This window comes from [Actinomadura] parvosata subsp. kistnae (genome assembly GCF_900323885.1).
GTDB lineage: Bacteria > Actinomycetota > Actinomycetes > Streptosporangiales > Streptosporangiaceae > Nonomuraea > Nonomuraea composti.
In genome coordinates, this window is the sequence record NZ_OOHJ01000018.1 from 1,102,033 (window position 1) to 1,115,886 (window position 13,854).

Sequence of the window (13,854 nt, forward strand, 5' to 3'; positions counted from 1 at the left end):
AAGATGCCAATGTCCTGCCAAAATCAGAAGTTCCGCCACGGTATCGACGAGCCGATCATCGTAGGCTTTGACCAGCAGGCTGAAATGTTCTCGGCGTGATCATCGCTAGGTAGACGACATTCTCCGAGGTCGCGGCCAGGTACTCGTAATCTTTGGCGAGGCGGCGATACTTCCCCAGCCAGGCAAAGGTCCGCTCAACCACCCACCGGTGATTACGAGCGAGAACCGAAGATCTGCCGCGGCGGACTCCGCTTCTTGGCCCAAGTGTGGCGGAACCCGCCGTCACGCCGAACGACGATCTGCAGGGTCATACCGAACTGATCCAAAACTCACCCGATGAACTCCTGGCCGCGATAGCCTTGATCGCCCAGGGATGCTTCAGACGCCGCAGGAGATCGTCGGTACGGGTTGGCACGGCCGCGCCGTCGCGGTCGTTGACGCTGACCGGGCTGACGCAGGCGGTGACCACAGTGCCGAGCGCGTTGACCAGCAGATGCCGCTTGACTCTCGGAATCTTTTGCCGCCGTCGTAGCCGTGCAGTCCGCCCCAGTTGGTGGGCTGCCCGCTCTGGCACAATGCTGCCCGTACTGGGCGTGGGGTCACTACCGCCACCAACGCGTTCATGTTCGCATAAGCGAGCCAGGATTTGTTCCCAGCGGCCCTCGATGCACCAGGTGCGCCAGTAGTGGTGGATCATCCGCCACGGGCGGCAGGTCGTGGGGCAGCAGCCGCTAGGCGCACCCCGCCCGCACCCCGCACCCCAGGGCATTCACGATTTTCTGTCGCTCATGAACGGCAGGCCGCCCACCCCCGCTTGGGCGCCGAGATCAGTGGGGTGAGTACTCCTTGATCGCAGCTGACGGATCGGTAAAGCATGGACGGCGAGGAACCATTGCCGCCTTCAGGCATAGGCCCTCGGTACCTGCCAGCATGACATGTCGGCCCTTTATCGGACACCCTCTACGCACTCAGGATGAAAAGTGGCCAGCATTCACGCAACATCGACATCCATATCGCACCTTTACAGCTAGTCTTGTCCTATGACGCGCACTACTTCCAGCCCCCCTTATGACATCACTGAGCTGTTCCCTCCTTTGAGAGAGTATGCAAGGACGACTGTTCGCCTCCACCCACGCCCTGGCGAGCCAAACATGTATGAGAGCCATATTGGAGGACCACTGATCTGGCCATCCGCAGAGCCATGGCCTATGTGCGACCGGATGATTACAGTAGAGGTCCCCCCATCTGACGAGGCCACTGGTGGTGCGCGGGATCGAGTTCCCGAGACCCCCATTCCCATGGTCGGGGTGGCTCAGTTCTACGCACGAGATTTTCCTGAGATCCTGTTTCCCCAGGACGCTGATCTACTTCAAGTGCTATGGTGCCCAAATGATCATCTCCTAGAGGGCACCATAGCGCCGCTTCCACAATTGATCTGGCGCCGCTTCGCAGATCTGGCTGACCCGTTCGCGCAGCCTCCAAGGCGCGATTACGCTGCTCCGAGCAGTCCGCCTGGGGCACCTTCAGTCGAGCTAGCTCAGAAGTATTACCTGCCACGCCCATGTATGCTCCATCCCGAGCGGATTATCGAATATCCGTCACTCGAGGAACTCCCTGAACAGCTTCAGCAGCCCCTGAGCGAATGGGACGACGAGGCCGACTTCGCATACAGCGATCTACTGTCAGTTGCTACCGGCTGCAAGATCGGCGGCTGGGTTTCGTGGGGCCTCACTGATATGTACAAGCTAGCCTGCGAAGTCTGTGGAGCCGAGACCGAACTGCTCCTCAAATTTGCCAGCAGCGAATGGGAAGACGACGGCGAACAGAGATGGCGTCCACTCGAAGAACGCCGCATCTTGCGGGGAACTCCCGAGTACGCACAAATTCATGAACCGACTACACTACAACTCGGCCGGGATGCTTCCCTCTACATTTTCGTATGTCCACAATCTGCAGATCATGGCTATCGTCTGTCTATCCAATAGCCATGCGGGAACCGTTAATTCCCTGAAAGCTTAGAAGGGGTTTGTTCCACAGCGGTCCTCGGCAGAGCCGATATAGCTGCCCTTTTCTCGATCATGTGACGTCCGCATGCGATAGAGGCGCGGCATTCCTCCGCCGGTGCCAGGCCGACTCTTCCTGATCGCTCTCCTCCAGCGCCTTGGATCGTAGAGGCGCCACGTAACTCCGGCAACGACAAGCCTTTCTTGGCCCGTACGCCCTACGAGGGGAAACACCACCACACTGGACTGGCCGGCTTCAAGAGCGGGACAGGCAAGATGGGTCACCGCAGCGAAATTAACGAGACAACGCAACACAAGTCCCACTGGCCTCTCCGACGTGCCCCACGGCATCGCAGCGCTGCCATGCGAAAGCAAATCGGAATGCTTGTTTGATAAACAGTTGTCCAACCACCTTCGCGAGATCCCTGTAGCTATCTAGTGAATCTGAATGTGCATTTCAGGGGCGTAATCCGTCGGCCAATCTTAAACGTGGATACAGCACCATCCTCAGGCCAGCGGACTCACGGTCACAACTAGACCTCGACAGCAATTTCTGCGACTTTTTTAGACGCCTCCCGCCTCTACCAAAGTTCCCCGCAGCATGGCGTCCAAGTGGAACGCCGAGAGATCAGAGGCAGCCATGTATCAGATACAGGTGGCTCCTGGATTCACCGTTCGACTCGCATTATTGTGAACACAATCATCGAGGAAAGGTACCCCATCCAGGCTCGCTTCCATGCGAAACTTGGAAGGTCTTCCACTGCGGCCATTATAGAATACTGTCACCCTGTAATCGACGACACCCTTTCCATTGGCACTCTCTACTGCCTCTCGGACTCGGTTTTCGCGAGACTTCACTGTCTGGTTATTGACGGTCGAAAGGCATGGGACAAGATTCTCTCTCTTCTTTCCGCTACCCCCCAGCTGTTTGCCAATTAGATGACATCTGTTATATCGGTAGGCCTTCGAGCCTGGCAGCTGCGGATTTTTTTTGGGCCAATATGCGGGACCAGGTTTCTTTCTTGCATCCGATCCGCCTTGTAAGTCGGATGGACGGCAGTACCGCGCAACCCCAGCGATAGGACGGTTGAAAGGATCCACATAATTATTCTTGAAGGATTCACAATCGGGCTCCGGTCCACCGCCTCCCGGTGGCGGACTCTCCGAGCCAGGGGAAGGCTCAGGCGTGGGGTCAGTGCCACCTTCTGGGTCGGTTGTCGGTCGCTCGCGAGTCGGAACAAAGTCAACGCCGTCATCAGGGTCAACCCCACCGAAGGGCGCCAGGTCCCCATCACCGATCACGATGATGATCGGGATGACGGGGTCCAATGCTGGCGCCGGGTCGATCATACATTTTTTGCCACAATTAGGTCGCTTAGGGCCGGGAACATAACACATGACAGCGCATGGGTCTTCTTTGGGCTCTCCACCTGTCGGGCGGTGAGCGGCAGGAGGGCGGTATACGGCAGGAGGTCGCGGAGCATTATTCGAGGTCGACGTGGCATCATTATGACGCTCAGGATTACTCTTCTCCTTATTAGATTTCGAACCCTTGTCTTTGCTGTTAGGGCGGTTGGGGCACTGGTTAGAGAACTCCGCACAGGGGTCGGGGTTGCAGCTGGTTGCCTTGCCGAAACGGTCCCTGCATACGTCATTGTCCCTATTAGTCTCACCGATGAAGCCGTCACAAACAGCTCCTAATCCTGGCGCCACGATAAATCCAGGGACGCAGAGTGGATCGGGTTTGTGACCTGATGGGTCGCCGTAGTTGAGGGGACTGGCTTGTCCATATCCGTGGCGGTTCATTCGGGCGGACGGGTTCGGTTCTAGTGTCCAGGTGTCGCGGCTGGTGAAGGTGCCGGTGCCGGGCTGATACCAGCGGGCGTGCATGTTGACGTTGCCGGTGTCGGGATCGGTGTATTCGCTCTGGTAGCCGAGGCCGGGTTTGGTGCCGGTTTGGGCGGTGACTTCGCCGAAGGGGTTGTAGGTGGTCGTGTTGGACAGGGCGGTTCCAGTGAAGGTGCCGATCAGGTCCTGGTGCAGGTCGGTGAGCGCGCCCGCGGCGGGGGCGGCGCCTTCCTTGACGCTGATCAGGCCGCCGAAGGGGTCACGACCGTAGCTGGCTTGCACGGCACCGGCCGGGTCGGTGATGGCGATGATGTCGTTGTCGAGGCCGGCGTAGACGAACCGCTGCTGAGTTCCGCCGCTCTTTTGGCGGGTGAGCATGCGGTCGAAGGCGTCGTAGGTGTAGGTGGCGTCGCCGTCGTTGATGAGCCGGTCGAAGGCGTCGAAGGTGAGGTGGCGGGTGTTGCCGTTCTTGGTCTGGGTGGCGAGGGTGCCGCGCGGGGTGTAGGTGTAGGTGCTGCCGTCCCCTTCGAGCAGGCGGTTGCGTTCGTCGTAGGTGTAGGTCTTGTCGCCGGCCTTGGTGCGGTTGCCGGAGGCGTCCCACTCGTAGCTGGTGGTGGTGCCGTCGGGGCCGGTCCAGGAGGTGAGGCGGCCGGCGTGGTCGTAGCCGTAGGTGTTGCTGCCCGCTCCGGCGAGGCCTTCGGTGACCTTGCTGGTGAGGTTGTCGTCCTTGTCCCACCCGTAAGTGATCTTGGCGAGTTGGCCGCCGCTGCTGTTCTTCAGCGTGTGCGTCTTGATGCGGTCGAGGGCGTCGTAGGTGTAGGACTGGGTGTTGGCCGGGTTGGCGGAGGTGATGGTGGTGAGCCGGTCGGCCTTGTCGTAGTCGTAGGTGTTGGTGCGTCCGCTGACCGGGTCGGTGACGGTCTTGAGCCGGTTGTCGGCGTCCCAGGCGTAGGTGGTGGTGCCGGTGACGTCGGCGCGCTGGGTGGGGTTGCCGAGGGCGTCATAGGCGTAGGCGGTGCTGGTCCCAGCCGGGGTGGTGAGCTTGGTCAGCAGGCTGCGGTCGTTGTATTCGAGGGTGTTGCCGCTGACCGCGGTGGGGCGGTCGGCCAGGTCGTAGGTGTAGGTCTTGTCGTCGGCGACGATGCCGGCCCCGGAGCCGCTGACCTTGGTGAGCCGGTTGAGGTTGTCGTACTGCTTGTCGTGACGCACGCCGCCGGGCTGGATGAGCGCGGTCTCGTTGCCGGCCACGTCGTAGACGTGGGTCCAGGTGCGGTCGGCCAGGTCGGGGTGGGCGGTGGTGGCCGGCTCGGTCAGGGTTTCGATCAGGCCGAGGGTGTTGTAGCCGGTCCAGGTGGCGTTGCCGCGGCCGTCGGTGATCCGGGTGCGGGCGCCGGTGGCGTCGTAGCCGAAGCTGGTGGTGATGGACTTGCTGTCGGAGACCGGTTCGACGAGCTCGGTCAGCAGGTCGGTGGCGTCGTAGCTGCGCCGGGTGACGTGGCCCTCGCCGGAGGTGTAGCGGGTGGCGTTGCCGGCGGCGTCGTAGCCCAGGCCGACCGTGCGGACCGTCGCTCCGGTGTTGTCCAGGCTCTTCACGCTGATCAGGCGACCGGCCAGGTCGTACTCGCCGACCATGGCGTTGTCGAGCGGGTTGGTCATCTTGGCGGGGCGGCCGAGCGCGTCGTAGCTGTACTTGGTGGTCTCCCGGGCCGGGTCGGTGACCGATTCGACCTCGCCGGCCGCGTTCACGGTGTAGTCGGTGGTCTTGTTGCCCGGCTGGACCTGCTTGGTGAGGTAGCCGGCGTCGTTGTAGGTGAGCGTGGTGACGTACGCGGCGCTGGTGGGCTTGCGTTCGATCACGGTCTGGGTGATCTGGCGGCCCAGGTCGTCGTAGGTGGCCTGGACGCGCGCGCCGGTCGGGTCGACCGCCGCGAGCTGCTCACCCGCCAGGTCGTACTCGGAGATCCACTGCCCGGCCGGCTGGCCCGCGGCGGCGGGCGGGTCGGTCACCCGGACCGGGTTGCCGAGCGCGTCGTATTCGGTCGTGGTGATCTGCCCGCGCGGGTCGGTGACCTTGGTCAGCCGACCGGCCGCATCGTAGGCGAAACCGATCTTTGGGGTGACCGGGGTGCCACCGGGCGGCGTGTACGGCATGGCGGTCAGCGAGGTGCGGCGGCCCATCTTGTCGAAACCGGCGGTGGACAGGCGGCCTTCCGGATCGATGACGTGGGTCTGCCAGCCCGCGCTGTTGTAGCCGATCCGGGTGGTGGGGCGGCCCTGCTGCGCGCTTCCGGCCTTCTCGATGGTGACGCTGGGGGCCTTGATCTCGATCAGGCGGCCGAGCGCGTCGTAGGTGTTGGTGGTGGTGTAGTCGGCGGCGGTGGCGCCTGCGGCGTTACCACGCGGATCGGTGACCGCGGTGGCCAGGCCGCGATCGTCGACCGTCCAGGTGGTGGTGAGGTCCTCGTCACCGTTCTCGACCGTCTGCCGGGTCAGGACCCCGGCCGCGTTGTAGCCATAGCTGACGCTCTCCGCGCGGGTACCGCCCGCCGCGCCGGTGTACGTCTCCTTGATCGTCTGGTCGTTGGCGTCGTAGTCGAAGACGGTTCTGCGGTTCAGCTTGGCCGGATCGAGGGTGGCCGAGGTGAGCCGACCGGCGGCATCGTAGGTGTATGCGGTGGTGGTGATGATGTTGGAGACGGTGCCGTCAGCGTTGAGGGTGCCACCGTTGTCTTGGCGCAGCAGGTTTCCTGCGGGGTCGTAGGCGTTCTGCTCCAGCACCACGTCCTTGGTGGTGGTGGTGCCGTTCACCTTGACGTCGTCGCCGATCACCCGCGACAGCAGGTTGTCCCCGAAGTAGGTGTAGGACGTCTTGCGGAGCATCGCATCGACCTGGGCGGCCAGCCGGCCCGCCGGGTCGTAGGAGTAGGACTCCAGCGTGATTTCCGTGGCCGGTTGCGGGCTGACCGGGCTGCCGGTCCAGTTCTTGAGCGTGCGCTTCTCCAGCTCGCCACGCTTGGTGTAGATGTAGCCGAACACCGAGCCCAGCTGGTCGGTGACCGTTGTCTGCCGACCGCGGTTGTCCCAGGCGGTCCGGACGACGCCGCCCTCGGGATCGGTGACGGTCTCCTCACGGCCGTGGGCGTCGTAGGTGTAGGTGGTCGTCCGGGCCGGGTCGCCGCCGGTCAGGTCCTTGACCGTCTCGGTGAGCCGGTGGCCGTCCGGATCGTAGGTGTAGCTGGTCTGCGCGGTGTGCGTGACGCCGGTGATCTCGTTCTTCACTCCAGGCGCGGTCTGCGTCGCCAGTCGCCCTAGGTTGTCGTAGGTGAAGGTGGTCTTCACTCCGCCGGGCTGTGCTTGCGAGATCTGGGTCTGTGCGACGACGCGCCCAAGCTCGTCATGCTCGAATTGGGTGACCAGTCCCGAGGGATCGGTCTGTTCGGCGAGATCCCCGGATGCGGTGTAGCGCAGCTTGGTGGCGTTCCCCTTGGCGTCGGTACGCGTCTTGATCAAGCCGGCGGGAACCGTGCCGCCGCCGACGGCGGGTTCACTGCCGTCGGTGTAGGCGGCCGTGGTCGAGCGTCCGCTGGGGAAGTCCGGCGTCGCGGGGGTGGTTTTCTTTACCTGCTCGCCGTACTGGTTGTACTCGAAGGTGGTGGCGTAGGTGTTGTCGTAGGCGGTGGACGAACGGGCGTCGCGCACCTTGACCACGCGGTCGTTGCGCGGGTCGAACTCATCCGCGCTCCGGGGGTAGTACTCGGTGTGAACCGTCTGGCAGCTCGCGCTGCTCCGGCATGTGGTCGTGCTGACGGTGTTGCCGCGCTCGTCGTTCGCCCAGGTGACCGTGTTGTTGTTCGGGTCGGTGATCTCGGACAGGAAACCACCGGTGTCGTATTTGAAGCTGGTCTTCTTCTCCGCCTGGTCGATCGCCGCGATCTGCCGGTAGCCGCGCCAGGGGTCGTACTCGAACTTCAGGTTGTTCTGGGACGGGTCGGTAACGGTGGCCGTGCTGACCCACCTGCTGGAGTCGAGGACCGGAACGCCGACCTTCCACGTTCCGCCATCGGAGTCGGTGTGGGTGCTCAACCGCCCGCTGGCCGGGTCGTACGTGTTCGACGCCCAGATCCGGCCGGACGGAAGCGTGACCTTCGACAGCGAGAACGCCGCTTCCGCCCGCGCCTCGTAGTGTGCGCGCACCTCAGTTGCGGTAAGGGCCCGGCCGTAGAAGGCGACCTCGTCAATGGAGCCCTCGAAGCCGAACTCGGTCGGCTGGCTGATGCCCGCAGGAGTGCCGGGCAAGGAGGACGCGGCCGCGCCCGTGCCGACGACCGAACCGTTGACCCAATACCTGGCTTCCACACCGATCGGCTGGGACCCGGCAGCCGTGCCGTCCACGTAGAGCGAGGTGAGGTCGCTGGTCGCCGTGATGACCGCATGATGCCACTGGCCGTCGTTGACGGTCTGCTGCGAGACGACCGGGGTGTCGCTGCCGTCGAGTCCTGCTACCTTCAGCATGCCGCGCAGCTTGCCGTCCGTACCCACGTACAGGCCGGGAATGCCGTAGCCGGGAGAGGAGGGATTCCAAGAGCCCTGGCTATACCCGCCGCGCGCTGCCCAGTAGATGAACCCGGACTTCGTGGTCTTGAACCAGGCCTCGACCGATACCTGATTTCCCAGGTCGGGCAGCACCGGGCTGGTCTCGAAGTAGGAGGAGCGTCCGCTGCCCTGGAAGGTGACCGCCGCGTTGGTCGTCCCGGACAACGCGCCCGCCTGGCCCGTCAGGACCCCGCTGCTGAACCGCTGGCAGCCCAGCGCCTGGGCCTCGTCCGGGAAGCACTGCACCGTGCCCATCTCCGGCCAGGTCTCGGTACGCACCTCACCCAGGCGGAAATAGTGCACGGGACGGGAGTCCAGCACCGTCTCCCGATAACGGGAGGCGCTGTCGTAGGTGTAGACGGTGCAGGCGCTGTCCTGCCCCGGCGGGCACACCCGCCCCAGCCGATCGCCGTCGTAGTGGTAGGTCCAGGTCAGCGGCGCCCCGCCGACCGGATCGGTGGACACCGAGGTGACGTGGTCCCCCGTCCAGGCGAACGTCAGCGAACGCCCGCCGTCCGCGCTCACCTTGGTGAGCTTGCCTCCGGTGTAGGTCAGCTGCTGGCCACGTCCGCGGCTGTCGGCCACCTTCAACAGGCGGCCCTGGGCGTCGAAGTCGTAGACCGAGGACTGCTTGTCCATCAGCTTCCAGCCGCCACCGCTCTGCTTGGTCAGCGTGAAGTGCATGCCGGGCGGGGACTGGTAGGTGCTCTTGCCCAGATGCTGGATGAACCTGAGCTGCCGTCCATCGGGATAGGTGAGCAGCAACGACTCCGGCGTCCCTCCCTCAGAGTCGATCTTCATGTCGAAGCGGGTGGACCAGCCCGCGCCGAACATCGCCTTGGCCCGCCGATCCAGGCTGTTGTAGGAGCGCACCACCGACAACGGAACCGCGCCGGCCGCTGCCACCGACGCGTCCGTGACGGTGGAGGTGTAGTTGCCTGGCAGCTGGTGAAACTCCTGGCCGTCCACCCCGCTGGTGGCCAGCAGTGAGCTCACCAGCGGCTGGCGCACACCGGTGGTGAAGTACATATCGGTCAGCTGGCTGGTCGCGTCGTTGGTGGTGTCGCGCGCCCGGGCCTTCCACTTGTACCTCTTGCCCCACTCAAGCTTGCCGGCGGGCACCGTCCAGAACGGCTCAGTCCAGTCTCTCCACGGCGAAATGGTGCACGGGCCCGTCCCGCCCGTGTTGGTCACCTCGCAAACTTCGTACTGACGCTCGACCTCCCACGAGGGGGTCGAGCCGTATCCATAGGCTTCCAGCCGCAGCTGCGGGGTCAGGGTGTCGAGCTGAGCGCCGTCCACCGGGCGTGCCGACCACAGCGAAGGCGGCTCGTCCGCCGCCGCAACCGCCTGCCGTTCAGCGCCCCTGGAAGCCAAACTCCGCTCAATCCCATCCGACGGCACTTCCCCCGTCGGCGGCTCACCCTTCAAAGGCCGCTCACCGGCATATAACCGGTCCGGCCCCAGCGCTCCTTTGGGCGGCTTGACTGAAGCCCTCTTCTCCCCAGGAGAGGCGTTCTTTTCCGCTCGCGTAACCGAACTGTCCACCAAGGCAGGCAGGACGCCTGCACTCCCCCGCTGCTGCTGCGGGACCTCCACCGCCGGCTGCTGTAACTCAGCCTGCTGGACCTCGGCCGCCACCGGCTGCACTGGGAGCTGCAGAAGGCCCGGTAACAGCAGCGCCAAGGTGACCGAGGCGATCTTCGCCGTCCACCAAGACCCAGCCAAACACGACCTTGAGGACATACACCATCACGCTCCGAACCATAACGAGGGACACCCAGAGGTGTCGGACGTCACTCCACCCGCCCGGCAGGTTGGGCCCTGCTCGCGCAGTTCTGGAGCATGATCAAACGGACAGAGCGTAACTTTCCTAAGATCACCCGACAAGAGTCACTTTTGTTGTCATATGCTGACGGAATGCGACGTACCAAACTAAAGGTCGCGAAAATAACAAATGCTCACACTTCATGACAGAAGCAGGCAGGACTGATGGAGTGCGGCGAGACTCAACGCTCTGTGCAAGATGGACTTGTGGCCGCGCGACGATGGGCCCAGGTACGTCCCGGCCTGGGCCCTGCCCTTGCGACAACGGCTACACGCCGGTGTCCTCCTGAACCGTGACCTCATGGCCGGCCTCAGCCGGCTCGAAGCTGGTGTCGCCCCACTGCACGACGTACCGGTAACGACCGGCCTCCGCTGGTGTGTCGGTGAAGGCGAACGAGCCGTCGTCTGCAGTCGCCACACCCGGCAGGTCCGTGGTGACGGTGTTCCCGTCCTGGGTGAGGGTGCGCTGTACGCTCACCCAGGTCCCGGCGGCCGCAGCGTGGCCGTCGGTGGTCAGTGTGCCGGTGAGCCGCAGCGGGCTGCCGACGAGCCCCTCCGCGGGCCGGTCAGCGTGAGCGAGGCCGGAAAGCGGGTCCAGATGAATGCCGACGCCGTGGCTGCCCGGTGGTCGGAGTCGCCGTTCCAGCGCACCTCCCAGGTGGTGCCCCCACCAGCCGTTGACGTGTCGGTGAAGGTGAACGTGCCGTCCGCCGCGGTCGTCACGGCGGGGAGCGTGGTGGCCGCGCCGTGGTCCGGGCGGCGGGTCACGACGAGTTGCTGCGGGCCGGGAGCCGGCTCGCCGGACAGCGTGAGCCGGCCGGTCATGGTGAGCGGCTTGGACACGATCGACCAGTCAGGAGGCGTCAACGTCAGCGTGGATCCGCTGAGAGTCGTATCCTCCGCCCGCCACAGATGCAGCCTGCCGTCGCGTGAGGCTCTCAGCACGCTGAAGACGTCGTCGCCGGAGAAGGCCAGGCTTCCCTGCACCACGTCACCGACCGGGTTGGCGGTCGTGTACGTCGTCGCCCCCGTTCCGGTGTCGAACAGGGTCAGGTCCACGCTGCCCCGCCAACTGCCTCCTGCTACGTGCTCGCCGTCCGGGCTGATCGCGACGGCTCGCCAGGAGCCATGGGACGCGGACTCCTCCCCGTAGGTGCGCGTCCTGGTCAGGCTGGTGGTGTCCCAGACGTCGAAGCGGTTGGGGGAGCCGAACGACGAGACAACCTTCGAGCCGTCCCCTGTAATGGCCAGGTCCAGCAGGTTCGACAGCTCGCCGTTCGCACTGCCTGAGATCACGCCGCGCGACGTGGGCGAGGCACCGCCCACGTCGTAGACCAACAGGTCCGTCGGCATGACGCCGGGATCTCCGAAGACCAGGGTGTCGCCGGCGGCGGCGAGGATCGGCGCGTAGCTCGTGTTCGGGCCGAATTCGACCGGCGCCGGCACCGCTGCCGACAGGTCGACGCCGAGAACGCCTCCGTTGTACATGTGCTGGCAGCCGTACCCGACCCAGAGCCGATCTCCGGACAGCGCCAGGTACGACGGGCACGGGTTCGAGGGCAGGGCGATCCGGCGGGTGATGGCGAGAGTGGCGGTGTCGATCTCGACGACCTCGTTCAAACCACGCAGCGCTGCGTACAGACGCGTGCCGTCGGGCCGCATCGCGAGGCCCTGCGCACCGGAGAGGCCGGCGATGGCGCCGCTGAGCACGCCCGCGGTGTCGGTGACGACGATCTGGTTCTCCGCACTGACGAAGACCTTGCCGCCACCCACAGCCACATCACCGCTCTTGGAGGTGACGCTCAGGGACACACCGAGGTCGGTCGTGGAGTCGGCGGCCGCCGCCGGGGCCAGGGTGGTGATCAAGCCTGCTGTCATGGCCACGACACCGCTTAGTGCGGCCAGGCGGCGCGTGAGTTCGAGGCGTAAAGGGCGCACAGGATCTCCGATCTGGAGGAAGGGAAGATGTCGGCGCCCTGATCAAGTCAAAGAAAATCCGGGCCGTCAAGATCAAAGATCGGCCGGTAAGGCTGTCGACGGGCCCGGGCACAAGTCGGCCCGGGCCCGTCAAGTCAGACGGCGGTGAGTTCGCGGGTGCGTTCGCGTAGTGCCGCGACCGCCCGCTCATTCTTGTAAGGCTCCAGCCGCCGCCGAAGATCGGCCGCGTAAGACCGCGACCGCACCGACTGCAGTTCGGCGGCCAGCGTCAGGGCGTGGCCCGCCGCCGAGCAGGCCTCCTCCAGCTCGCCGCACTGCAGGAGGCCGGCGGCCAGCAGGGACAGGTTGAACATGCGGCCCCGTACGTACCGGGAGTCCATGTCGAGGGAGCGGCGGGCCTGGCGGACGACGCGTTCGCCCTCCCCCAGGTCGCGGAAGCAGTGGGCGAACTTGGCGGACAGGTAGGCCTCGTCGAAGTAGCTGAGCCACGGGGGCTCTTCGGCGGGGTTGCGGGCGTCGAAGGCGCACTCGGCCTCGTGGAGGGAGTGGCCGCAGGCGCGGGGGTCGCCCAGGCCGGCGTGCGCGTGGGCCTCCAGGACGTGCGCGGAGGCCAGGAGGGTCTTGACCCCGGCCGTGCGGGCCGCCATCTGGGCGGCTCTGGCCAGGTCGAGGGCGTGGGCCGGCTGGCCCATGTAGATGGCCTGGTGCGCCATGCCGGCCAGGATCTCGCCGCCCAGCGTCTGGTCGTCGGCGCCCCTGGCCAGGCGCAGGGCCTGGATGAGGTAGCGCTGGGCGAGGCCGTGCTGCTCCATGTCGTAGGCCATCCACCCCGCGAGGCGGGTCAGCTCGGCGGCCGCGGCGGCGAGTTGCCGGCCGGTGGATTCGCCGTACGTGCCGTCTTTGAGCAGGGGGGAGACGGCGGTGTCGAGGTATTTGACGACGGACGAGCGGACGCGTCCGCTGCCGAAGCGGTTGTCGAGCTCACCGAACGAGCGGGTGACCTCGTGGATGGCGGCGATGTCGGCGCGGCCGACGCGCCGCGTCCCGGTGCCGCTCGGGCGCCCCTCGGAGGGCGATGTCAGCCAGCGTACGGCTCCAACAGAGCCTGCTCCTATCGCGAACGTCGAGTCGATCAGGAACCTCCGTCTCTCCACATCGGCCCGCCACAGCGCCGTCACGGTCGCGACCCCCTCCTGCCAGGTGTGCGTGAACTCCTGTCCGAGATCGAGGGGTGTGATGACCGCCGGCATGCCGAGATCCTCCGACGAGACCGGCCTGCCTAGCCGGAGCGCGAAGATCTCGGTGAGCAGGCACGGGACCGGATCGCGTGGCCTCTGGCCGCCGAGCCAGCGCAGCACGGAGCTGTGGTCGTACTTGAGGCCCGGTGTGCCACGTGCGGCTCCCAGATCGTTGAGGCGCCTGGCCAGTCCCTTGTGGGAAAAACCCGCCTCTGCGATGAGCTGCTGCAGCAGTCGATTCGGCTCGCGTTCCATCGCTCTCCTCGTCACAGGAGTCGGCGCCCACATCATTACAGAGAGCTACTGTTATAGCACCTTGCGTAAAGGGTTTATGGCAGTTCCCAAAGGTCACCCAAACTCCATCCCACACCCCAGGCCCACCCCGAGCATGATCATGCGGGCCCTGG

The 13,854-nt window shown here is 65.1% G+C and carries 7 protein-coding genes; 1 reads left to right on the forward strand and 6 read right to left on the reverse strand.

All coding sequences use genetic code 11. From position 1 onward, the window contains the following. Positions 1-55: 55 nt before the first annotated feature. Together KIS93_RS69105 and KIS93_RS25120 are read right to left on the reverse strand one after the other, a co-directional pair. Positions 56-286 carry a transposase gene (locus tag KIS93_RS69105; protein WP_155129135.1) on the reverse strand — a complete coding sequence of 77 codons (231 nt, stop codon included), beginning with the start codon at positions 284-286 and terminating at the stop codon, positions 56-58. Positions 287-307: 21 nt separating this feature from the next. Beyond that, entirely contained in the window at positions 308-697 is a 390-nt protein-coding gene (locus tag KIS93_RS25120) for a hypothetical protein (protein WP_155129132.1), read from the reverse strand. 868 nt (positions 698-1,565) lie between these two features. On the opposite strand from KIS93_RS25120, the gene KIS93_RS25125 reads away from it, so the two are divergent. Beyond that, a complete protein-coding gene (locus tag KIS93_RS25125) occupies positions 1,566-1,985 on the forward strand; it encodes a hypothetical protein (RefSeq protein WP_155129129.1) in 420 nt (139 codons plus the stop codon). Between the two features lie 663 nt (positions 1,986-2,648). Here KIS93_RS25125 and KIS93_RS67595 read toward each other — a convergent pair. From KIS93_RS67595 to KIS93_RS25145, 4 genes are all read right to left on the reverse strand, one after another. Beyond that, on the reverse strand, positions 2,649-10,130 hold the full coding sequence (locus tag KIS93_RS67595) for a DNA/RNA non-specific endonuclease (RefSeq protein WP_155129126.1): 7,482 nt from the start codon (positions 10,128-10,130) through the stop codon (positions 2,649-2,651). Between the two features lie 409 nt (positions 10,131-10,539). After that, positions 10,540-10,749 carry a hypothetical protein gene (locus KIS93_RS25135; protein WP_186404425.1) on the reverse strand — a complete coding sequence of 70 codons (210 nt, stop codon included), beginning with the start codon at positions 10,747-10,749 and terminating at the stop codon, positions 10,540-10,542. 35 nt (positions 10,750-10,784) lie between these two features. Beyond that, positions 10,785-12,149, reverse strand: coding sequence for a hypothetical protein (locus KIS93_RS25140; RefSeq protein ID WP_186404426.1), 1,365 nt, complete (start codon positions 12,147-12,149; stop codon positions 10,785-10,787). 194 nt (positions 12,150-12,343) lie between these two features. Beyond that, positions 12,344-13,702: an NsdA family TPR-like regulatory protein gene (locus KIS93_RS25145; protein WP_080045355.1), complete on the reverse strand. Its 1,359-nt coding sequence runs from the start codon at positions 13,700-13,702 to the stop codon at positions 12,344-12,346. Positions 13,703-13,854: the final 152 nt, after the last annotated feature.